The organism is Actinomadura decatromicini, from assembly GCF_008121305.1.
Classification (GTDB): domain Bacteria; phylum Actinomycetota; class Actinomycetes; order Streptosporangiales; family Streptosporangiaceae; genus Spirillospora; species Spirillospora syzygii.
Map to the genome: position 1 here is coordinate 416,196 of NZ_VSRQ01000005.1, position 20,816 is coordinate 437,011.

Genomic DNA, 20,816 nt, shown 5'->3' on the forward strand with positions numbered 1-20,816 from the left:
ACATAGAAGGCAGGGCGTATGCCACCACCCGGCATACGCCCTGCCCAGCCGTTTCCGGCCCCGAATTTCCCGGCCTGAGAACTGGAGAGTGTGCGGTGAACCGTGCGAGAGGCCGCTTGGCGGCGGTTCTGCTGGCGGTCGCGCTGGGCGCGGCGGTCGGCGGATGCGACGATTCCGGTTCGGGCCGGACCTCGGCGCGCCCCATGCCCTCCTACGCCGCCTTCACGGACGTGCCGGAAAGCCTTTCCCTGGACGGGACGACGGTCACGGTCGGGAATCCCGCCGCGCTCGTCCTCGTCCATTTGTACGAGGACCCGCGCTGCCCGACCTGCAAGGCGTTCGAAACGATCGGCGGCGGCCCCGTGCTGCGCGACTGGGTCGTGCAGGGCAAGGCGAGGGCCGACTACACGATGGCCTCGTTCCTGGACGGACGGCTCGGCGGCCACGGCTCAGAGAAGGCCGTCAACGCCCTGCGCGCGGCGTTCGAGCAAAAGAAGTTCGCCGAATACCACGAGGTCCTTTACCAGAACCAGCCAGAGGAGACCGTCGACGGCTTCACCACCGCGCGCCTCCTGGAACTGGCGGGCAAGGTCGACGGGCTGCGCGGACCCGCCTTCGACTCCGCCGTGAAGACGATGAAGTACCGGAATTTCGTCGACACGGCGCAGGTGGCGTACGTGCGGGCCGGGCGCAAGGGCGGAAAGGGGCCCGGCACGCCCACCCTGGACATCGGCGGAATCAGGGTCCCGGACGAAAGCTACAACTCCCTCTTCGACAAGACGGCGTTCACCCAGATACTCACCAGGGTGTACGCGGTGATGGCGAGGGAGACTCCTAAGCCAGCGCGCGCCTGATCGCCGCACCCACCGGTTCCGACGGGTCAACGGGGCCGTTCGCGTGGAGCGGTGGTTGCCCCAGGAAACGCGGGACCGTGCCGTGATGAGGCTGGCCCGCGTGGACCACGAACGGGTGGCAGAGATAGACGGTGCCCGCCGGGCCGGTGGCGTAGGCCGTGGGACGGTCGGCGCTCGCGGCTTCCGCTCGGCTCGCCAATTCCCGGGCGTCCAGGCCGTCGTCGCCCTCCGGTTCGAGGAGGCGCGCCACGTCCAGGTGGGAGCCGATCCGGAGGCGGGTGGGCGCGTCCTTCTCGGTCACGTCCGAGAAGAGGAAGAGCATCAGCAGCGCGCGGTCCTTGGAATGGACGTTCGCGCGCCAGGAAAGGTAGTCGGTCGGCGACGAAGCGGGGCCTGCGAAACTGACGTCCACGTGCCAGTTGTCGACGACGGCCGATTCTCCGCCGGGGAACCGGATGACGAACCCGCCGAGGCTGGCGGGCGGCGTCCAGCGTCCCGTGCCGACGAGCGTGTCGAACGCGGCGCGCAGTTTCGGCGTGTTGGCGGCGGCCGTGAACGGCGCCTGCCCGTAGCCCGGCCGCGTCGCGATGGGCCCCGGCCAACTGGACGCGTCGTCAGGGTCGGCGCCGAGATCGTTCCAGATGATGGCGCGGCATTCGTCGGCCAGGTCGCGCGGGAAGGCGTCCTCGACCCGGACGAAGCCGTGCTCGATGAAGGCGTCCACGTCGATCATGGACCCACTCTGGCCCGGACCGCGTTCAGCGGTCCAACGATTATTCGCGCTCAGAACACCGGCGTGCCGTCGCGGACGAGCCTCCAGTTGTCCACGTGAAAGGTCGCCGGGTCGATGGTGCCCGCCTTGGACGCGTACTCGACGATCGCCTCGCGAATGGCGACCTGCGCGTTGTAGACGACGGGCGCCGCCGTGATGTTCGGGAATCCGCCGCCGCCCGACTGGCGGTAGTTGTTCACCGCCACCACGAACCGCTGGTCGTCCGCGACGGGCTTTCCGTCGTAGGCGAGATTGGCGATGCGCGAGCCCTCCGCCTTCGCGATGTCCACGTCGTACGTGACGCCGGAGAGCTGGTCGTAGTTGTAGTCGGGACGGTTGTGCGCGTTCGTCCACGACGCGGGATCGACGGGCGCGCTCGCCGCGACCTGCTTGAAGTACTGCGCGGAGTATTCGAGGTACGTCCTGATCTGCGAGCCGGTCAGCACGCTGGCCAGAAGCGTGTTGTCGTAGATGTAGAGCCCGGCGATGTCCTTGATGGTGACCTTTCCGGCGGGGAACGTCGCGGAACGGCTGAACGGCGCGGCTATCGACAGCACGGGGAGGGATGCGTTCTCCGTCCCGGCGATGGCCTCCTTCACCTTCGCCGTTTGCACGAGGTGGATGTAGTCCAGGATCGCGGTGTCCTTCCAGCAGGACTCCGCCGCCGACATCTCCTCCGTGGAGGTGGCGACTTCTTTGTTCACATAGGCGACGACGGCGTCGTGCTGCTTCTTGACGATCGTGACGAGTTCCGGGTCTTCCTGGACGGTGTTCGTGTTCACCGACGTCGCGGATTTTCCCGTGACCTTCCAGCGTCCCCGCTCGTGGGTGAGCGTGAGGTCGAAGACGGAGAGCCGCTGCCCCCAGCATTTCGGCTCGCTCATCACGACCGTCCGGCCGGTGGCCTTGTTCGTGACGAAACGCTCCGGGATGTCGAGGTGCGCGTGCCCGAACAGGATGGCGTCGATGCCCGGCACCTGCTCGGCGACCAGCGCGGCGGCGTTCTCCACGGGCAGGTCGCCGGTGTAGGACGACGTGCCGCTGTCCCCGGAGTGCGCGCTGACGATCACGACGTCCGCGCCCTGGCGGCGGATCACCGGCACCCACCGGCGCGCGGTCGCGACCAGGTCGAGGAAGTCGAGCTTGCCGGAGACGTTGCCCCGGTCCCAGATCGCGACGCCCGGGTTCGTGAGCCCCAGCACGCCGACCGTGATCGGCGGGAAGCCGTGAACGCGCATCCGCTTGAGCATGTACGGCCGGAAGGCGGGACGGCGCGTCCCCGCGTGGACGGCGTTCGCGGCCAGCACCGGCGCGCGCATCTGACGGATCCACGTGTTCAGGAACGGCAGGCCGTAGTTGAACTCGTGGTTGCCGAGGGCCACCGCGTCATATCCGATGGCGTTCATCTGCCGCGCCATCGGGTGGACGGCGCCGGTGTCGGTGATCGGCTCGACCGACGCGTAGTAGAAGCCGAGCGGCGTGCCCTGGATCGTGTCCCCGGCGTCGAACAGGAGGGTGCGCTCGCGCCCCCGCGCGGCGCGGATCTGGTTGACCAGGCTCGACACCCGCGCGAGGCCGACGACGTTCCCATCGCGGTCGTGGTATGCGGCGTCGGTGTAGTAGTCCCAGTCGAGGGCGTGGCTGTGGAGGTCGGACGTGCCCATGACGGTGATCGTCACCGTCCGGCCGCGCGGCGCGGCGTCCGCTTGGCCGGGCCAGCCCGCGAGGGCGAGGGCGCCCGCGGCGGTCAGCCCGCCGAGGACCTGCCTGCGGCTGACGTCGGGAACGTGGCAGGAACACCAGCGCGGCTGCATATCGGACCGTTCCTTCCGCAGGGGACGGGAGAACGATAAGCCCGCCGCGCGGAGCCGGGACTGGTGAAATCTTCCGATTCCCCGGGGAGATCGTTGGCAGTCCGCGCCAAACCGGACATCCCCTCCGCCGAGCGGTCGCCGACGCGAAATCGAAGTGTGGGCTACATCACAAAGCGCACTGAATCGCCCTGGAGATCACTCTTGAAGCGCCTTCTCCCTTTTCGGAGCTGTTGCCGGGTATAGCGATTCGTGCTCATCTATTTACAGCGATGTCCGGTTGTGGACGCTCCCAGCCGGTCCACCCCACCCGACCACCCCGCCACCGAGCCACCCCGCCACCGAGCCACCCCGCCACCAGCCACCGACGACGCACGCAGCGACAGCGGAGGTCCGGATGCGCAAGGAGACGCTGGAGAGCTTCGTCCTCGGGGACGTCCTCCGGTCACAGGCGCAGGTTCACCGACGGCAGACGTTCCTCAAGTTCCGCGACGGCGAGATCACCTACGGCGAGGTGGACGACGCCGCCGACCGCATGGCCCGCGCGCTGTCGGCCGCCGGGATCGGGCGCGGCGACCATGTCGGCCTGATGCTGCCGAACTGCGCCGACTTCGTCCATCTGGTGTTCGCGCTGGCGCGGATCGGCGCGGTCGCCGTGCCGATCAACATCGCCTACCGGGGGGAGTTGCTGCGGCACGTCCTGGACAGTTCCGACTCGTCCTGGCTGATCGTCGACGGGCCGTACGCGGAGCGGCTCACCGAGATCGCGGCGCGGCTGCCGAAGCTCGGCGGCGTGTTCGTCCGGGACGCGGCTGGCAGCGGCGTGCTGCTCGACCGGCTCGGCAAGCCCGCCCGCGAGCTGACCGCGCTGCCGGACGACGGCGACGGCGACCGCCGCGTCGACCTCGACATCCGCTTCGGCGACCTCCAGGCGATCATGTACACGTCCGGGACGACGGGCCCGTCCAAGGGCGCGATGGTGCCGCACGCGCTCGCCCTGACCTGCGCCTACGACTCGCTCGACTTCCTCGACCGGTGGGGCAAGACGATCTACTGCCCGCTGCCGCTGTTCCACGCGGCCGCGCTCTGGGACGGCATGCTGTCCGCCCTCCTCGGCGGCGGCTCGATCGCGATCGTGGAGCGGTTCAGCGCGTCCAGGTTCTGGGACGACGTCCGCCGCTTCGACGCCCAGGTGTGCATGAGCGTGTTCTCGATGATCCCGATCCTGCTGAACCGTCCGCCCACGTCACGCGACCGCGACCACCGGTTGGAGACGTTCTACATGGGAAAGTCCAACCTGGACGAGCCCATGCGCGAGCGGTTCGGCGTCCGGTCGGTGGAGACGTACACGAGCACCGAGGCGGGCATCGCGACCGGCAGCCCGTACGGGGAGTGGCGCGTCGGGTCCTGCGGGCAGGCCCACGACGAGCGGTTCCACGTCGCGGTCGTGGACGAGCACGACCGCGAACTCGGCTCCGGGGAACCGGGCGAGCTGGTGCTGCGGCCGAAGCAGCCGTTCGTCCTGACGACCGGCTACTACGGGAACTGGGAGGCGACGACCCGCTGCTTCCGGAACATGTGGTTCCACACCGGAGATCGGGTATGGCGCGATGACGACGGTTACTTCTACTTCCTTGACCGGATGAAGGACGCCATCCGCCGGCGCGGCGAGAACATCTCCGCCTTCGACCTGGAGACGGAGATCAACCAGCACCCGGCGGTCCTGGAGTGCGCCGCGATCGGCGTGCCCTCGGAACTGGAGGACGAGGACATCAAGGTGTCGATCGTGGTGCAGCCGGACACCGGCATGGACCCGGCCGAGCTGATCGCCTACTGCGAGGAGCGGCTGCCGCGGTCGATGGTGCCGCGCTACGTCGAGTTCGTGGACGCGCTGCCGCGCACCCCAACCGACAAGGTCGCCAAGTACAAGCTGCGGGCGCAGGGCGAGCACGGCGTCACCGAGACCACCTGGGACCGGGAGGCGGACGGCCGGTGAACTGGGACGACACGCCGGAGCAGGCCGCCTTCCGCGAGGAGGTCCGCGCCTTCATCCAGGACAACTTCCCGGCGGGCTACCGTCCGGCCGGGGAGGAGGAGCAGAGCCTCGAACCCGAGGACGTCGCGGGCTACAACTGGCCCGTCGACCGCGTCGCCGACGACCCGGAACGCCGCGAGGGCGCCCGCGCGTGGGCGGCGGCGCTCGCCGAACGCGGCTGGATCGCGCCGCACTGGCCGGAGGAGTTCGGCGGCGCGGGGCTGTCGGCGCTGGAGGAGTTCGTCCTGCACGAGGAGATGATGCGGGCGCGGGTGCCGACCGTGAACGGCATCGGCGCGTTCCTCCTCGGCCCGACCCTGCTCGTCCACGGCACGGACGAGCAGAAGGCCGCGCACCTCCCGCCGATCGCGAAGGGCGAGGCGACGTGGGCGCAGGGCTTCTCCGAGCCCGGCTCCGGCTCCGACCTCGCGTCGCTGCGGACGCGGGCCGTCCGCGACGGCGACGAGTACGTGGTCGACGGACAGAAGGTGTGGACGTCCCTCGGCCAGTACGCCGACTGGCTGTTCGTGCTCGTGCGCACCGACCCCGACGCCGAGAAGCCCCACCGCGGCATCACGTTCCTGCTCGTCGAGGCGGACGCGCCCGGCGTGACGATCCGCCCGATCGAGGACCTGCGCGGCTCCGCGCCGTTCTGCGAGATCTTCTTCGAGGGCGTCCGGGTGCCGGTGGCGAACCGGGTCGGGGACGAGAACCGCGGCTGGTACGTGGCGATGTCCGCGCTCGGCTTCGAGCGGGCCGGGATCGGCGCGACGATCAAGTACGAGCAGGCCCTCGCCGAACTGGTGAGCTACCTGCGCTCCCCGGACGGTCGCCGCCACGCCCGCGTCACGCCCGCCCTCCGGCAGGAGATCGCGCGCCGCAAGACGGAGATCCGCGTCCTGTACAACCTGGCCCGCTACACGGTGTCGCGGCAGGCGGAGGGCGCGGAGCCCGACTTCGAGGCGTCCATCAACCAGCTCTTCGGCGCGGAGCTGCACCAGCGCCTCGCCCGGACCGGCGCCCGCGCGTTCGGCCGGTCCGCCGCGCTCTGGCAGCGCGACGGCGCGCCGCTCGACGCCGTGTTCACCCACATGCGCCGCGACTCGGTGGCGTCGACCTTCCTCGGCGGCACCACCGAGATCCAGCGAAACGTCATCGCCACCCGGGGCCTGAGCCTGCCCCGCTGACCGGACCGACCCACCGGAGGAGCGAACCGCATGCCCGCCGAGAACCCGTACGAGACCGTCGACCTGCGGATCGAGGAACGCGTCGCCTGGCTGACCCTCAACCGCCCGGAGAAGCTCAACGCGCTGACCCCGACGACGATGACGGAGCTGCGCGACATCTTCACCCGCGTCGACGACGACGAGGACGTCTGCGTCGTGGTGCTGCGCGGCGCGGGCGAGCGGGCGTTCTGCGCCGGGATGGACCTCGGCTGGTCGGAGAAGCTGACCCCGCGCGAGCGGATCGAGCAGGGGCGGCTCGGCGAGAAGACGTTTGCGATGATGGAGCGGCTGTCGGTCCCGGTGGTCGCGGCCGTGCACGGCTACGCGGTCGGCGGCGGGCTGGAGCTGGCGCTCGCGGCCGACTTCATCATCGCCTCGGACAACGCGAAGATGGGCCTGGTCGAGATCACGCTGTCGGCGCGCCCGCCGTACCGGCCGAAGATGACCGAGGACGGCGACCCCGACCAGCCCGAGTTCGGCGGCTCCGCGCCCGGCTGGGGCGGCGTGAAACGGCTCCCGGAACGCATCGGGAAGGCCCGCGCGAAGGAACTCCTCTTCACCGGAGCGCGCATCGACGCGGAGCGGGCGCTGCAACTCGGCCTGGTCAACGACGTCTACCCGGCCGAAGAGTTCGACAAGCGGATAGGCGAACTGGCCGAACGCATCGCGGCGATGAACCGCTACAACCTGCGTCTCGTCAAGGAACTGGTCACGTACGGCTACGACTGGATCGAGCCCCACCCGAGCTAGGAGGACCCGTGCAGATCTACCGCATCGACCACGTCGCGCAGGTGACTCCCGACCTGGACGGCCAGGTGGAGTTGCTGGAGCGGCTGTTCGGGTTCCGGCGCGTCCGGGCCTGGGACAACCCGGCCGAGGGCGTGCGCGGCGCCCGCCTCGAGATCCCCGGCAGCCGCGGTCAGGCGTGGGAGGTGCTCGCGCCCGCCGGTGACGGCTCGGCGTTGCAGACCTTCCTCGACGAGCACGGCGGACGTCCCGGCCTGCACCACGTCGGCGCCGAGGTGCCCGACCTGGAGGCCGCCCGCGCCGAGCTGGAGTCGCGCGACCTCAAGCCGACCGATGGCGTGCGCGGACGCTGGCTGGAGGCGTCGCTGACGCCGCCCGAGCACGGCCCCGGCGTCCTGTGGCGGCTCCGCGGCCCCGGCAGCCTCGACATGTGCGGCGACACTCCCGGTTCGGAGGCCGAGCCTGGCTCACCGGACGGCCCGAACCTCGGCGTCGTCGCGCTCGACCACATCTGCCAGGCGTTCCACGACCGCGACGCGCTCGCCGACTGGTACCGCGACCTCGCCGGGTTCGTGCAGGTCTGGCGGACGCCCGAGGACGAGCACCCCGACATGGCCGACCTCGTCCTCAACATCCCCGGCTCCGCGATCTGCTGGGAGGTGATCACGTCGCGCGGCGAGGACTCGTTCATCGACCGGTTCCTGGAGCGCAGCGGCCCCGCCGCCCACCACGTCACCTTCGAGGTCGACGACTGGGACAGGGCGCTCGCCGCCTGCGACCACCACGGCACGCCCACCTTCGACGACGAGGAGGGCGTCACGGACGGCGCGGCCTGGAAGCACACGTTCATCCACCCGAAGCACACCGGCGGAATCCTCGTCCAGTTGTTCTGGGAGGAACGGCCGGGCGTGTGGGTCCGCTCCGACAAGATCCCGCCGTCATGAACCTGAGTCTCACCGAGGACCAGGAGCTCATCGCGTCCACGGCCCGCGAGCTTCTGGAGTCGCGCGCGGCGACGGCGGGCGCGCGGGCGGTGGACGCCGATCCCGCCGGGTACTCGGTCGCGCTGTGGAAGGAAATGGTCGACCTCGGCTGGACCGGCCTCGCGTTCCCCGAGGATTTCGGCGGTGTCGGCGGCGACTTCCTCGACGTGTGCCTGCTGTTCGAGCAGCTCGGATACGCGCTGGTCCCGAGCCCGCTGCTGGCGTCGGTGGCGTGCGCCGGGATGCCGGTCGCGCGGTTCGGGACAGATGCGCAGAAGGAGCGGTGGCTCGGCGCCATCGCCGAAGGGCACGTCGTGACGGCGGCGCCGCTGCCGTGGGACCGTCCCGGCGACGCGCCGGTCGCCACGCCCGACGGCGACGGGTTCACGCTGAGCGGGACGGCGACGTTCGTGCCGTTCGCCGCGTCCGCCGAGAGCCTGCTCGTGGCGGCGCGGCTCGACGGCGAACCGCGCGCGTTCTGGGTGGACGCCTCGGCCGTCACGATCCGTCCGCTGGACACGGTCGGGCTGGACCGTCCGTGCCATGTCGAGTTGGCGGACGTCCGCGCCGACGACGCGCTCGGGCCGGACGCCGTCCAGGCCATGGCGCGGTTCGGCGCGGCGGCGATGTGCGCGGAGATGGTGGGCGGGGCGCAGCGCGTCCTCGACATGACGGTCGCGTACGCGACGGAGCGGGAGCAGTTCGGCAAGCCGATCGGGTCGTTCCAGGCCGTCCAGCACCACTGCGCGGACATGGCCATCGACGTGCTGGGCTCCCGGTTCATCGCCTACGAGGCCATCTGGCTGCTGGCGTCCGGGCGCGACGCCGCCGACGAGGTGTCCATGGCGAAGGCGTGGGTGAGCGAGGCGTACGAGCGGGTGTGCGCGCTCGGCCACCAGGTGCACGGCGCGATCGGCTTCACCGCCGAGCACGACCTGCACCTGTTCTCGCGGCACGCCACGTCCGCGGCGCTGGCCTTCGGCGACGGCGACCAGCACTACGACGTCCTTGCGGGCGCCCTCGACGTCCAGGACACCTGACGCCGGGTCACTGGACGCCGGGCGGTTTCCCGCCCAGTTGCCAGCCCGCGTCGAACTTCTCCTGGACGGCCGGGAACCTGTGCAACACGCGGTTCGCCTCGGCGGGGAGGGTGCTCGTGGCGGCGTAGCCGATGGCGAAGGGCAGGCCGACGACGGCGATGACCACGAACAGGACGCCGATACCCATCCCGGCGGAGAGGAGGGCGCAGGCGAGGGCGAACGCCGCGGCGTCCGCGCCGAGGGCGCAGGCCCACACCTTGGCGCGGCGGCTCCGGTGGGCGGACGCGCAGTCCGCGCACCGCGGCACCGTGATCGTCAGCTTCCGCCAGGTGATCCGGGTCGTGTAGTGCGGGGTCAGCTCGCGCTTGACCTCGCCGTGCATCGCCACCCCGACCCCGGCGCCGTCGCCGCTCGGCCGCTCCCCGCAGAACCAGCAGGTGCCGTAGACCAGGTTGTCCCGGACGATCCGGAGGTTCTCGGCGACGTCCGCCTTGACGTTCGGGGAGTCCGCCATGGCCTCGGCCCGTTCGAGGACGCCCTCCGCCGGTCCCCAGTCCTCGGTCTTGTTGATGTAGCGGACGACGCAGCGCATCACGGTGTCCGCGACCTCGTCGCGCAGCCCGGCGAGGACGGGATGCCCGGCCGGGAGGACGGCCGCGAACCCCGCGAACACCGGGTCGGCCCGCTCCGCGAGGCGCACCGCCTCCCCGTACCCGGTCTCCGGGTCGGCGGACGCCCGGTCGAGGGTGTCGTCGCTCGACGACCTGAGCCGGGACGCCTCCGGCGCTGCGGCTTCAGACAGCGCGGCATCGACCGCCTCCGCGTCGAACCCGGCACCGCGCATCAGCCTTACGTGCGCGGCGGCCTCGTCGTGCGCGCCCGACTGCCCCGCCCGCACGGCCAGTGCCGCACTCACCGACAGGACGGCGGCGGGCAGCCGTTCGCGCAGTTCGTCGGCCGTGCCGGACGCGACGCGCGGATCGTCGGCGGCGCGGGCGCGGGCGGCGACCAGGTCCCAGAAGGCGCCGGTGTCGAGGACGGTCCGCCAGCCGCGCAACGCGCCTTTCCAACGCTCCTCGCCGAGGTCGCCGGAGTCGAGCGCGCGGGCGTGGGCGAGGACGGCGAGGTTGTGCGCGGCGACGGCGGCCGGACGTCCGGGGCCGGGCTCGGACCAGAGCCGCTCGGCGTCCGCGGCCCTTCCTTCGCGCAGCGCCTCGTCGGCGTCCCCTCCCGACGGCCAGAACCAGAACAGCTCGTCCGCCAGCCGGAGCAGCGGGTCGCGGAGCCGCTGGAACGCCCGCTGGACGGCGTCGGCGTCGGGCGGCGGATCCAGCGGGAGGAGCGGGGAGCCCGTCCAGGAGCCGTCCCCGAACCTGGCCCTGACCCGCAGTTCCTCGGCCCGCCTGCGGATGTCGCGGTCGGTGGCGTCCACGGGGAGGCCGGTGATCCGGAAGGGGTTGTCGCGGTAGAGGTCCGGGCCGATCCCGGCGAAGAACGCGGTCTCGGTGGCGGTCATCGCGCGACCGCCGCGGAGATGCGCATGCTGACCGTGCGGTCGCGCGGGTCGTCGGGCGCAACGCCGCCGTCCGGGAAGGGCGGCAGCGCTCCGGCCAGCGTGGACGTCGAGAAGCGGACGGCCGGGATCCCGGCGGCCGCGCTCAGCACCTCGCGGACGACCGTCACGCGCAGCATCCCCAGCTCGGCGTTGCTCGCGTAGCCGCCGCCGGGCCGGACGGCCGTCCGGTCGGTGTGCCCGATCACCGCGACGGCGAGCCGCCCGGCCTCCGGACGCAGCCGTTCGCCCAGCTCCCGCAGCGTGGCCCGGCCGCGCCGGGTGAGCGTCGCGTCGCGTTCGAACAGGCCCCGGTCGAACGTGACGGCCAGCTCGCCGTCGCGGCGGACGACCCGCACCCCCGGTGTTCGCAGGTGAAGCCCGTCCAGCGGGTCCGGCGCGGGCGACGCGGACGGCGACACGGACGGCGACCCGGATGGAGCGGCCGTGGCCGGGGGAGCGGCCACGGCCACCCGTCCGGGGGTGTCGGCGCGGTCGAGCCACAGGTCGGCGAGCATGGCCAGGGCGAGCAGCGCCGCCAGCGCGCCGCCCGCCCTGACCGCCCCGCGCGCCACGCGGACCCGTCCCGGCCGCGCCGCCCGCGCCCGGATCTCCGCGATACGGCGGCGTCCCTCGGCGGCGGACCGGTCGCCGGGGGCGAGCGCAGCGGCCTCCGCCCAGCAGCGGTCCGCCTCGTCCCACCGGCCCTGCTGCGCGTGGATGCGGGCCCGCAGGTCCAGGACGGCGACGTCGTGCTCGCCGCCGAGCAGCTCCGCCGCCTCGGTGTAGCGGCCCGCGCGGGCCAGCGTCCGCGCCTGGGCGAGCGCCGCCTCCCGGACGGCGAGCCGCGCGGCCGGTGCCGGCGCCATGGCGGTCACCGGCCCATCCGCACCGTGCTGAGCGGGTCGAGCCGGGTCCGCTCGGGCAGCAGGTCGGTGAGCGCCGAGTTCACCCGGCGCAGCGCCGGGGCGTCGCCCGCGTCGGCGGCGCGCCGCCCGGTCGCGATCAGGTGCGCGGCCTCGCGCTGGTCGCTCATGTCGGGACGCATCGAGCACAGCCGGTCGAACAGCAGGAACGGCAGCTCGCCGGAGTAGTCCAGCACCTGGACCAGGACCCGGCGCAGCTCGACGGTGCGCTGCCGCAGCAGGTCGGCGTCGTGCGCGGCCACCGCGTCCTGGAGCGCCTCCTCGGCGCGCCGCAGCGCCGACCGGTGGCTCTCCTCCCCGGCCTCCTGGACGACCTCCCGCACCGTCGGCAGCAGCTCGTTCGCCGCGGCGACCAGGGCGGGCCACTCGATCTCGTCCTCGACCTCGTCGACGGAGGCGCGCAGGTCCATCAGGCGGCGGCCCGCCGCGGCGGCGGCGTCCGGGTCGGCGGACGCCGCGTCGACCTCCGCGTCCAGGGTCGGCACGACGCGCTCGGCGTCGATCCGCGCCAGCACGCCGGCGCCGCGCGCGTCGCCCAGCTCGTCCGCCTTCCGGCGCACCTCCGCCAGCCGCTCCTTCTCGGCGGCGACCTCGCGGGCCAGCTCGGCCGGGTCGGGCGGGGCCTCGGTCCGCAGGTCGAGGACGCAGTCGAACTCCTCGTCCAGCAGCGGGACGTAGGCGCGGGCGACGACCGTCCGGGACTCGTCGACCGTGACCGTCAGCTCGACCGCGCTGCCCTCGGGGACGTCGCGGACGACCTGGTCGGGCCGCACCTCGATGCGGCCGACGCGGCGGTTGCGGTTGGCGCGGGCGTGCTCGCCCTCCAGCACCGGAATGCGGATCATGCCCCGCCCGCGCTCGCCCTGCCCGGCGCCCCGGCTGACCGCGACCGTCGTGCGCAGGCGCGCCCGGCGGCGGGCGGGCAGCGGCGTGCCCTTCCGGAACAGCGGCTCGACCTTGTTGCCGTCCAGCCCGACGCCGATCGAGTGGGTGAGAGGAGGCTGCGTGTCCACGCCGCCGACCGTGTAGGTCAGCGTGTCCGGGGTGACGGGCCGGCGCGCCCCCGTCGCGTCGGTCAGCTCGATCCGGAAGGCGTTGGCGCGGCCCTTCTCGGCCCACAGCGTCGTCGTGAACATGCCGTCCGCGGACAGCGGGATCCGGCCGCTGCGCCACGGCGGTCTCGTCCCGTCGTTGACGAACTCGACCGAGCAGCCCGCGGTGTCGGCGCCGGTCACCCGCCCGCCGACGAACGGCTCGATCTCCGGTCCCATCGGCCGGTACTCCAGCTCGACCGCGTACTCGCCGCTCGGCGGCGGGGGACCGGCGAGCGCGGGGTCGAGCCGCTGCGCGCCCGCGAACACGGCGGCGCCCCGCGCGACGACGGTGATCGGGTCCTGGCTCCAGTCCAGCGGAATTCCCAGCCCCGCCTGCGGGTCGGCGAGCCGTTCCCGCAGGTAGGGCGCCAGCGTGGGACCGCCGACGAGCAGCGCCCGCTCGACGTCGCCGGGCCCGAGGCCGCTGTCCGCGAGCGCCTTGCGGCACAGGTTGACCGTCCGGACGACGAACGGCTCCGCCAGCCGCTCCACCTCCGCGCGGGTCAGGTCGTAGAAGAACTCGAACGGCCGGTCGGAGTCGTCGTGCAGCTCGACGACGATCTCCGTGGACGCGACGCGGGAGAGCTGGATCTTCGCCGCCTCCGCCGCCAGCTTCAGCTTGCTGACGTGCCTGCGCCGCGCCGGGTTGCCGCGCCGCAGGTCGCCGATCGGGTGCTCGCGGGCCACCGCCGGGATCAGCAGCTCCTCCACCACCGCCCAGTCGACCTGCTTGCCGCCGAGGTTGTTGTCCCCGCGGTGGTCGACGACCGTCAGCTCGCCGTCCCTGATCCGGACCACGGCGGCGTCGAACGTCCCGCCGCCGAAGTCGTACACCAGCCAGAACGCGTCGTCGGCCGACTGGAAGCCGTGCGCGAGCGCCGCCGCGGTCGGCTCCTGGAGCAGCGGCGACTGGACGAGCCCGGCCCGCTCGGCGGCGGCGCGGGTCGCGTCGCAGGCGCTCAGCTCGAACGCCGCCGGGACGGTGATCACGGCCGCCTCGACCTCCGCGCCGAGGTGCTTCGCGGCGTCCTGGCGCAGCGAGCGCAGCACCTCGGCGGACAGCTCCTCCGGCGCCATCGACCGCCCGGTCGCGGCGAACACCTTCGGCGGGACGGCGATGCCCATCTGGAGCTTGAACTCCACGCAGGTGTTGTCCGGGTCCTCCTCGCTGCGCTGCTTGGCGGCCCGTCCGACCGAGACGCGGCCCTGCCTGTCCACCCGCACCGCCGACGGGGTGACGTCGGACTGCTCCGCGTCGTTCTTGACGATCCGCGGCTCGACGCCGTCGAGGACGGCGATCGCGCTGTTGGTGGTGCCGAGGTCGATTCCGACGTCGATCGTTGTCCTGGTCATCGTGTCCGCGTTTCCCTCGTCGCTTCGGCGGGCGCGCCGGGGTTGCCGGGCGTGCCGACGATCACCTCGGCGAGCTGGATCGAGCGGCTCCCCAGGTACACGCCCGGCCGGATGGTCTCGATGATCTGCTCCCGGACGAGCCCCGGCGTCGGCTGGTAGGCGGCCACCGACATCGCGAGGCCCGGGTCGAACGGCTCGCCCGCGTGATCCTTGATCTCGACGCCGCCGTCCGCGAGCGCGTCCCACGCCGTCTCGACGTGGTGGACGACCGCGCGGGGCGGGTCGTCCATCCGGGCGACGCGGGCGCGGAGCCGCCACACGCAGGTCGCGACGTCCGCCAGCTCGTCCTCGGGGAAGCCGCTCCCGTTCCTCGGCGCAGAGATCCCGGGTGGCGCGGCGTCGGCGGTGGCGCGGGCGAGCGCGGCGAGCGCGTCCGCCGACCACGCGGACGCCTCGATCCTGAACTCGCGCGGATGCCGCCACTGCCGGAGCGCCGCCCCCGCTCTCGCTGCGACACGCCCCATGTCCGTGAGCCCTTTCGCCCGGCTGCCCGTGTGCGACGCAACCGTGCCAGGCCCTTGGCGGGACCCCTCCCGGAAGGAACCGGGAACCCGCCCGGAACGCGTGACGCCCGGCCGGAGTAAGCCCCGGCCGGGCGCCTTTCAGAGCATCGCTACGGATAGACGGAATAGACCATCCGCTTGCCCGGGTGCTCGCCCAGCGTCCAGATGGTGCCGAGCGTCGGGCTGTTGGGATCGGAGCCGCCCTGCCAGTGCGACAGGTCCTCCGGGCCGATGGCGAGGTCCTGATCCGTCGCCGTCTGCAAGGTGGTGGTGGACGACGTCGCCGGCTCGGTCGTGTAGAGCGTCCCGGCGCCGGTCTCGCCGTGGCTGCGGCTGAGGTACCAGCGTCCGTTGAACCTCAGCGCGCCCTGGACGTTGCTGACCGGCAGCTTGTGCGCCACGTCGGCGTTCCACGAGTACTCGGGGTCGAGGATCAGCTCGCCGCTCGTGGTGAAGGCGTTCGTGATGGGCCACGCGGCGACCCGTCCCTTGGCCGTCTGGTCGCCGTCGCAGTACTCGCCCGAGATCACGTGGTCGGCGCCGCTGCGGTCGAGGGAGACGTAGGAGAAGTTGGGCGATCCGTCGTTCGCGGTGCACGTGGTGCCGGTCGGGGCCGTCCGGGTCCAGGAGCCGACCTGCGGCATGATGTAGCGGTAGCCGTACCCGTAGTAGGTGTCGCCGACCTTGCCGACCCAGTCCGGGTTGGACGTCGTCCCGTTCTCCGACGCGCCCAGGTCGTAGATGCGGCGCATGTCGAACATCCGGTACCCGCGCTCGGTGTCCGCGACGAACAGGTGGTTGCCGTACCAGAGGATGCCGCCCGCGTGCAGCGGCTTGCTGTAGTCGGTACTGGCCGGGTCCTCCGAAACGCGGATGGTGTCGTAGTCGCCGTTGGCCCGCGGATACACCAGCAGGACGTGCCGGTAAGCGCCGGTGTACGGGTTGATGAAGCTGATCCGGACGCCCTTGACGGGGTTCTTGGGGCCGCCGGCGTGGTCGTACCAGCTCACCAGGACGGGCTGGTACCCGTCGCCCCACACGCGGTCGCCCTGCATGTCGGCGACCGTGGTGATGCCCTGCGGGTACCACTCGGTGGTGTTGTTGTCGCCGCTGTTCCAGCAGATGCTCCGCTGGATGGCGACGGAGCTTCCGGACGCCAGCGCGGCGGGCTGGCAGGCGGACCCGACCGCGACCGGCCGCGTCGTGTCCTTCCGGTTGAGGTCGTTCATGATGGTGGTGACGGTGCCCTTCACCAGCGGAAGGGCGTCGGCGCGGTCCCGGAGTTCGGACCCGTAGGCGTTCGGGCGGAGCGCGAAGTTCGCCAGCGACAGCTCGTCGGCGGAGGCGGGGGCCTGTAGCGCGGCGACGAGCGGGGCGGCGAGGGCGAGGGCGGCGATTAAGGCGAGACTGCGACGACGGCGCATGCGCACTCCTCACGGCCGGGCCCGCGTCGGTGCGTCCCGGGGGCGCGGGCGCGCGGCCAAGATCGTTTCTCTGGCGAGTGAAACATGACACGGATATCCCGATTCGGCCATACCGAGTATGCGTCAAGGTGATCAACCTCACATCTCGTCCACCCGGTGACAAGTAGGTTTGCGGGATGGACGTGGTAGTCGCCGTCGCCGCGACGTTGCTGCTCACCTGGGTTCCGGCGCTGGCGTGGCGGTGGTGGCGGCGCGGGCGCGGCGGCGATCTCGGCGGGCCCGCGCGGCGCGCCACCTTCGAGACGCTGCACACCGCGTCCCGGGCGACGCCCGCGTTCCGCGCCGGGCTGACCAGGCAGGGCGCGCAGAAGGCCGCCCGGCACCTGCGGGCGCTGCTCGGCTGCGAGGCCCTCGCGATCACCGACGGGGAGCGGCTGCTCGCCTGGGACGGCGAGCACGACCACCACTCCGCCGAGAGCCCCCGGCACGCGGAGACGACGCTCGCGACCGGCCGCACGCAGGTGCACGACGTGCCCTGCGACCGGCTCGACTGCCCGATCCGCCGCGTCGTGGTCGTGCCGCTCGCCACCGACGACCGCGTCGTCGGGACGCTCGCCGCCTACGGCGAGGACGTCCCCGCGGGCCTCATCCGCGCCGCCGAAGAGGTCGCCCAATGGGTGGACGCGCAACTCGAACTCGCCGAACTCGACCATTCCCGGACGATGTTGATGGAGGCGGAGATGCGGGCGCTCCGCGCGCAGATCTCGCCCCATTTCATCTACAACTCGCTGACGACGATCGCGTCGTTCGTCAGGTCGGATCCGGAGCGGGCGCGGGAGCTCCTGCTCGAATTCGCCGGATTCACGCGGTACTCGTTCCGGCGGCACGGCGACTTCACGACGCTCGCCGAGGAACTGCGCTCGATCGACCGTTATCTGCTGCTCCAGCGCGCCCGTTTCGGCGAGCAGTTGCGGGTCACGTTGCGGATAGCGCCCGAGGTGCTGCCGGTCGCCGTCCCGTTCCTGTCGCTCCAGCCGCTGGTGGAGAACGCCGTCCGGCACGGGCTCCAGGACAGGTCCGAGCCCGGCCTCATCACGATCGTCGCCGAGGACGCCGGATCCGACTGCGTGATCAGCGTGGAGGACGACGGCATCGGCATGGACCCCGACGACGTCCGGCGGCTGCTCGCCGGGGAGGAGCGCGCCGCGAACGACGACGGCGAGACCGCCGGGATCGGGCTCGCCAACGTCGACGGGCGGCTCCGCCAGGTGTACGGCGACGAGTACGGCCTCGCCGTCGAGACCGGACCGGGGGCCGGGACGAAGGTCACCGTCCGGGTTCCTAAGTATCGTCCTGGTGTCACCGCGTCCTGACCTATTGACTCGGCGGTCGTCCGTTGACTGGAATGTGGCGAGCGCTTTGGGAAGGACGGTGCGGTGGGCCTGCGTGTCCTCGCGGTCGATGACGAGGCTCCCGCGCTGGACGACCTCGTCCACCTGCTGCGTGCCGACCCCAGGATCGGCGAGATCCACACCGCCCGCGACGGCGCCGACGCCCTCCGCAAACTCGACCGGGCCCTCGCGGACGGACGTCCCATCGCCGCCGTCTTCCTCGACATCCGCATGCCGGGCCTGGACGGCACCGTCCTCGGCCGCGTCCTCGCCCAGTTCGCCCGCGCGCCGCAGATCGTGTTCGTCACCGCGTACGAGGGGCACGCCGTCGACGCCTTCGAGATCAAGGCGACCGACTACATCCTGAAGCCGGTGCGGCCGGAGCGGCTCCGCGAGGCGATCCGGCGGGTGTCGGAGTCCGCCGAGCTGGACGACGAGGCGCCGCCCGCCGTCCCGGCCGAGCCGGAGCCGATGCCCGTCGAGCTGGGCGGCGTCATCCGGTTCGTCACGCCCTCCGAGGTGCTGTACGTGGAGGCGCAGGGCGACTACGCGCGGCTGCACACGTCCGGCGGCAGCCACCTGGTGCGGATCCCGCTGGCCGCGCTGAGCGAGCGGTGGACGGGCGCCGGGTTCGTCCGGGTGCACCGCAGCCACCTGGTCGCGCTGTCGGCGATCAAGGAGCTGCGGCTCGACTCGGGCCGCTGCACCGTCCTCGTCGGCGACGCGGAGCTGCCGGTGAGCAGGCGGCACGTCCGGGAACTGCGCGACCTCCTGGTCCGCAGGGCGAGGCGATCCCCCTGAGCGCGGGCGGCGACCCCGACCGGCCGCAGGGGATCGCGCCGGGACGGGTGCTGGTCACCGGGCCGCGGACGCGGGCCGTCCGGCGTCCGCGGTATCCGGTCACGCGGGAGATCGACGAGCAGACCGGGCTCGGCGAGGCGTACATGCGGTCGCTGGTCCGCACGCAGCTCCGGCTCGCGGCCGGGCTGTGCCTGGTGCTCGGCGCCGTGGCGTTCGGGCTGCCGCTGCTGTTCGAGGTGTTCCCGGCCGTCCGCGAGCAGGAGGTGCTCGGCGCGCCGCTGCCGTGGGTGCTGCTCGGCGGGCTGATCTACCCGTGGTTCGTCGGGGTCGGCTGGTGGTACGTCCGGCAGGCGGAGCGCAACGAGGACGACTTCGCCGAGCTCGTCGACCGCTCGGAACGCTCCGCCGCGGAGGAGCCGTGAGCGCCGCCTACGGGCTGGCGGGCGTCGTGCTGGTCGTCGTCGCGACCGTGCTGATCGGCGTGCTCGGGGTGCGCATCTCGCGGACGACGTCCGACTTCTACGTCGCGTCCCGGACGGTGACGCCGCTGCGCAACGCCTCCGCGATCGGCGGCGAGTACCTGTCGGCGGCGTCGTTCCTCGGCATAGCGGGCCTCATCCTCGCCTACGGCGCGGACATGCTGTGGCTCCCCGTCGGCTGGACGGGCGGCTACCTCGTCCTGCTGGTGCTCGTGTCGGCGCCGCTGCGCCGCTCCGGCGCGTACACGCTGCCCGACTTCGCGGAGGCACGGCTCGAATCCATGGCGGTGCGGCGCGTCGCGAGCGTGCTCGTCGTGCTGATCAGCTGGCTCTACCTGCTGCCGCAGTTCCAGTCCGCCGGGCTCGTCCTGCGGACGGTGACGGGCGCGCCGGTGTGGGCGGGCGGCGTCCTCATCGCGGTCGTCGTCGCGGTGAACGTGCTGGTCGGCGGGATGCGCAGCGTGACGCTCGTCCAGGCGTTCCAGTACTGGATGAAGCTGACCGCGCTCGCCGTCCCGCTGGTTTTCCTGCTCCTCGCTTGGCGGTACGACGGCGCGCCCGGCCTGTCGTCGGACGTCCCGCCGCGGTTCGACGACCGCACCACCGTCAGCGTCGGGCTGGCCGTCACCGTGAACGTGACCGCGCCCGTCCAGGTCGTCGTGGACGGCCGGGTCGACGGCCGCGACCACCGCTCCTCCCCGCTGGTGCTGGCGGCCGGGGAGCACCGCATCGAGGCGGACACGGACGTCACGTTCCCGGCGGGCGCCGACGTCCCGCACGTCCGCGGCAGCCCCGTCAGCACCGACCGCCAATGGATGCTGCCCCTGGACGGCCGCGACCATTCCCTCTACGGCACGTACTCGCTGATCCTCGCCACGTTCCTCGGGACGATGGGCCTGCCGCACGTCCTCGTCCGCTTCTACACGAACCCGGACGGACGCGCCGCCCGCCGCACCACCGTGATGGTCCTGTCCCTCCTCGGCGCGTTCTACCTGCTGCCCGCGCTGTACGGGGTGCTCGGCCGCCTCTACACGCCCGAGCTGCTGATGACGGGACGCGCGGACGCCGTCGTCCTCACCCTCCCCGGACGGCTCATCGGCGGCCTCGGCGGCGACCTGCTCGGCGCGCTCGTCACGGGCGGCGCGGTCGCCGCGTTCCTGTCCACGTCGTCGGGGATCACCGTGTCCGTCGCGGGCGTGCTGGCGCAGGACATCCTGCGCGGCGGCGTCCGCTCGTTCCGGGCCGGGACGCTGCTCGCGCTCGTCGTCCCGCTGGCCCTCGCGATCACGGCCCGCTCGCTCGCCGTCGCCGACGTCGTCGGGCTGGCGTTCGCGGTGGCCGCGTCGACGTTCTGCCCGCTGCTCGTCCTCGGCGTGTGGTGGCGGCGGCTGACCGTGCCCGGCGCGTTCGCCGGGCTCGTCGCGGGCGGGCTGCTCGCCGGCACCGCCGTGATCGTGACGATCGCCGCCGGACCGCCCGGCGGCCTCGCGGGCGCGCTGCTCGCCGAGCCCGCCGCCTGGACGGTCCCGATCGCGTTCACCGTCATGATCGTCGTGTCGTGGTTCACGCCGGGGCGGGTGCCGCCGGGCGTGGCGCGCATGATGGTGCGCCTGCACACGCCCGAGTCCCTCGACGTCGACCGGGGCACCTGGCGTCCGCGAAGGGTCTGAACAGGGCCTCGGGGGCCCTCGGGGGCCCGTTCGGCCCGACCGTTCGTCGTGCCAGACGGACCGCTCACCGACGCGGCGCGCAGGCCGCCGACGAT

Annotated in this window: 17 protein-coding genes; 10 read left to right on the plus strand and 7 right to left on the minus strand. The window is 72.5% G+C overall.

From position 1 onward, the window contains the following. The first annotated feature begins 95 nt into the window (after positions 1–95). Complete coding sequence (locus tag FXF68_RS24650) at positions 96–854, plus strand: DsbA family protein (protein ID WP_222870073.1); 759 nt, start codon at positions 96–98, stop codon at positions 852–854. Here FXF68_RS24650 and FXF68_RS24655 read toward each other — a convergent pair. Together FXF68_RS24655 and FXF68_RS24660 are read right to left on the minus strand one after the other, a co-directional pair. Next, complete coding sequence (locus tag FXF68_RS24655) at positions 835–1,587, minus strand: phytanoyl-CoA dioxygenase family protein (protein WP_148763097.1); 753 nt, start codon at positions 1,585–1,587, stop codon at positions 835–837. The genes FXF68_RS24650 and FXF68_RS24655 overlap by 20 nt on opposite strands. A gap of 50 nt (positions 1,588–1,637) precedes the next feature. Next, a complete protein-coding gene (locus tag FXF68_RS24660; RefSeq protein ID WP_148763099.1) occupies positions 1,638–3,440 on the minus strand; it encodes a bifunctional metallophosphatase/5'-nucleotidase in 1,803 nt (600 codons plus the stop codon). Positions 3,441–3,834: 394 nt separating this feature from the next. Between FXF68_RS24660 and FXF68_RS24665 the strand changes: the two genes are divergently transcribed. From FXF68_RS24665 to FXF68_RS24685, 5 genes are read left to right on the plus strand one after another with little or no spacing between them, the layout of a single operon-like run. After that, complete coding sequence (locus FXF68_RS24665) at positions 3,835–5,433, plus strand: AMP-binding protein (protein ID WP_148763101.1); 1,599 nt, start codon at positions 3,835–3,837, stop codon at positions 5,431–5,433. Then, positions 5,430–6,659 (plus strand): acyl-CoA dehydrogenase family protein, encoded by a 1,230-nt coding sequence (locus tag FXF68_RS24670; RefSeq protein ID WP_148763103.1) that lies wholly within the window; start codon positions 5,430–5,432, stop codon positions 6,657–6,659. Before FXF68_RS24665 ends, FXF68_RS24670 begins: the two co-directional genes overlap by 4 nt. A 30-nt stretch (positions 6,660–6,689) precedes the next feature. Continuing rightward, positions 6,690–7,448, plus strand: coding sequence for an enoyl-CoA hydratase/isomerase family protein (locus FXF68_RS24675; RefSeq protein WP_148763105.1), 759 nt, complete (start codon positions 6,690–6,692; stop codon positions 7,446–7,448). Positions 7,449–7,456: 8 nt separating this feature from the next. After that, on the plus strand, positions 7,457–8,389 hold the full coding sequence (locus FXF68_RS24680; protein WP_148763107.1) for a VOC family protein: 933 nt from the start codon (positions 7,457–7,459) through the stop codon (positions 8,387–8,389). After that, positions 8,386–9,468 carry an acyl-CoA dehydrogenase family protein gene (locus tag FXF68_RS24685; RefSeq protein ID WP_148763108.1) on the plus strand — a complete coding sequence of 361 codons (1,083 nt, stop codon included), beginning with the start codon at positions 8,386–8,388 and terminating at the stop codon, positions 9,466–9,468. The genes FXF68_RS24680 and FXF68_RS24685 overlap by 4 nt, the downstream gene beginning before the upstream one ends. A 7-nt stretch (positions 9,469–9,475) precedes the next feature. On the opposite strand, the gene FXF68_RS24690 is transcribed toward FXF68_RS24685, so the two are convergent. From FXF68_RS24690 to FXF68_RS24710, 5 genes are all read right to left on the minus strand, one after another. After that, complete coding sequence (locus FXF68_RS24690; RefSeq protein WP_148763110.1) at positions 9,476–10,984, minus strand: hypothetical protein; 1,509 nt, start codon at positions 10,982–10,984, stop codon at positions 9,476–9,478. After that, positions 10,981–11,889: a tetratricopeptide repeat protein gene (locus FXF68_RS24695; protein WP_148763112.1), complete on the minus strand. Its 909-nt coding sequence runs from the start codon at positions 11,887–11,889 to the stop codon at positions 10,981–10,983. The genes FXF68_RS24690 and FXF68_RS24695 overlap by 4 nt, the downstream gene beginning before the upstream one ends. Before the next feature lie 5 nt (positions 11,890–11,894). Further along, positions 11,895–14,393, minus strand: coding sequence for an Hsp70 family protein (locus tag FXF68_RS24700; RefSeq protein WP_148763114.1), 2,499 nt, complete (start codon positions 14,391–14,393; stop codon positions 11,895–11,897). After that, a complete protein-coding gene (locus tag FXF68_RS42535; RefSeq protein ID WP_187438093.1) occupies positions 14,390–14,917 on the minus strand; it encodes a nucleotide exchange factor GrpE in 528 nt (175 codons plus the stop codon). Before FXF68_RS42535 ends, FXF68_RS24700 begins: the two co-directional genes overlap by 4 nt. 149 nt (positions 14,918–15,066) lie before the next feature. Continuing rightward, the gene (locus FXF68_RS24710; protein ID WP_222870074.1) at positions 15,067–16,380 is read right to left on the minus strand and encodes a hypothetical protein; all 1,314 of its coding nucleotides are present in this window, start codon (positions 16,378–16,380) and stop codon (positions 15,067–15,069) included. A 176-nt stretch (positions 16,381–16,556) separates the two neighbouring features. On the opposite strand from FXF68_RS24710, the gene FXF68_RS24715 reads away from it, so the two are divergent. The 4 genes from FXF68_RS24715 (at position 16,557) to FXF68_RS24730 (ending at position 20,721) form a co-directional block, all read left to right on the plus strand. Next, complete coding sequence (locus tag FXF68_RS24715) at positions 16,557–17,753, plus strand: histidine kinase (RefSeq protein WP_148763118.1); 1,197 nt, start codon at positions 16,557–16,559, stop codon at positions 17,751–17,753. Positions 17,754–17,816: 63 nt separating this feature from the next. Beyond that, entirely contained in the window at positions 17,817–18,572 is a 756-nt protein-coding gene (locus FXF68_RS24720; RefSeq protein ID WP_148763120.1) for a LytR/AlgR family response regulator transcription factor, read from the plus strand. Between the two features lie 47 nt (positions 18,573–18,619). Continuing rightward, positions 18,620–18,994, plus strand: a complete 375-nt coding sequence (locus tag FXF68_RS24725) for a DUF485 domain-containing protein (RefSeq protein WP_246178920.1) — start codon at positions 18,620–18,622, stop codon at positions 18,992–18,994. Continuing rightward, on the plus strand, positions 18,991–20,721 hold the full coding sequence (locus tag FXF68_RS24730) for a sodium/solute symporter (protein WP_148763121.1): 1,731 nt from the start codon (positions 18,991–18,993) through the stop codon (positions 20,719–20,721). The genes FXF68_RS24725 and FXF68_RS24730 overlap by 4 nt, the downstream gene beginning before the upstream one ends. Positions 20,722–20,816 lie beyond the last annotated feature (95 nt).

Excerpts from the sequence above, each read along its gene's own strand:
- FXF68_RS24655 (WP_148763097.1), bottom strand. The coding sequence starts at position 1,587 with ATGATCGACGTGGACGCCTTCATCGAGCACGGCTTCGTCCGGGTCGAG.
- FXF68_RS24660 (WP_148763099.1), bottom strand. The coding sequence starts at position 3,440 with ATGCAGCCGCGCTGGTGTTCCTGCCACGTTCCCGACGTCAGCCGCAGG.
- FXF68_RS24665 (WP_148763101.1), top strand. The coding sequence starts at position 3,835 with ATGCGCAAGGAGACGCTGGAGAGCTTCGTCCTCGGGGACGTCCTCCGG.
- FXF68_RS24675 (WP_148763105.1), top strand. The coding sequence starts at position 6,690 with ATGCCCGCCGAGAACCCGTACGAGACCGTCGACCTGCGGATCGAGGAA.
- FXF68_RS24685 (WP_148763108.1), top strand. The coding sequence starts at position 8,386 with ATGAACCTGAGTCTCACCGAGGACCAGGAGCTCATCGCGTCCACGGCC.
- FXF68_RS24690 (WP_148763110.1), bottom strand. The coding sequence starts at position 10,984 with ATGACCGCCACCGAGACCGCGTTCTTCGCCGGGATCGGCCCGGACCTC.
- FXF68_RS24695 (WP_148763112.1), bottom strand. The coding sequence starts at position 11,889 with ATGGCGCCGGCACCGGCCGCGCGGCTCGCCGTCCGGGAGGCGGCGCTC.
- FXF68_RS24700 (WP_148763114.1), bottom strand. The coding sequence starts at position 14,393 with ATGACCAGGACAACGATCGACGTCGGAATCGACCTCGGCACCACCAAC.
- FXF68_RS42535 (WP_187438093.1), bottom strand. The coding sequence starts at position 14,917 with ATGGGGCGTGTCGCAGCGAGAGCGGGGGCGGCGCTCCGGCAGTGGCGG.
- FXF68_RS24710 (WP_222870074.1), bottom strand. The coding sequence starts at position 16,380 with ATGCGCCGTCGTCGCAGTCTCGCCTTAATCGCCGCCCTCGCCCTCGCC.
- FXF68_RS24715 (WP_148763118.1), top strand. The coding sequence starts at position 16,557 with ATGGACGTGGTAGTCGCCGTCGCCGCGACGTTGCTGCTCACCTGGGTT.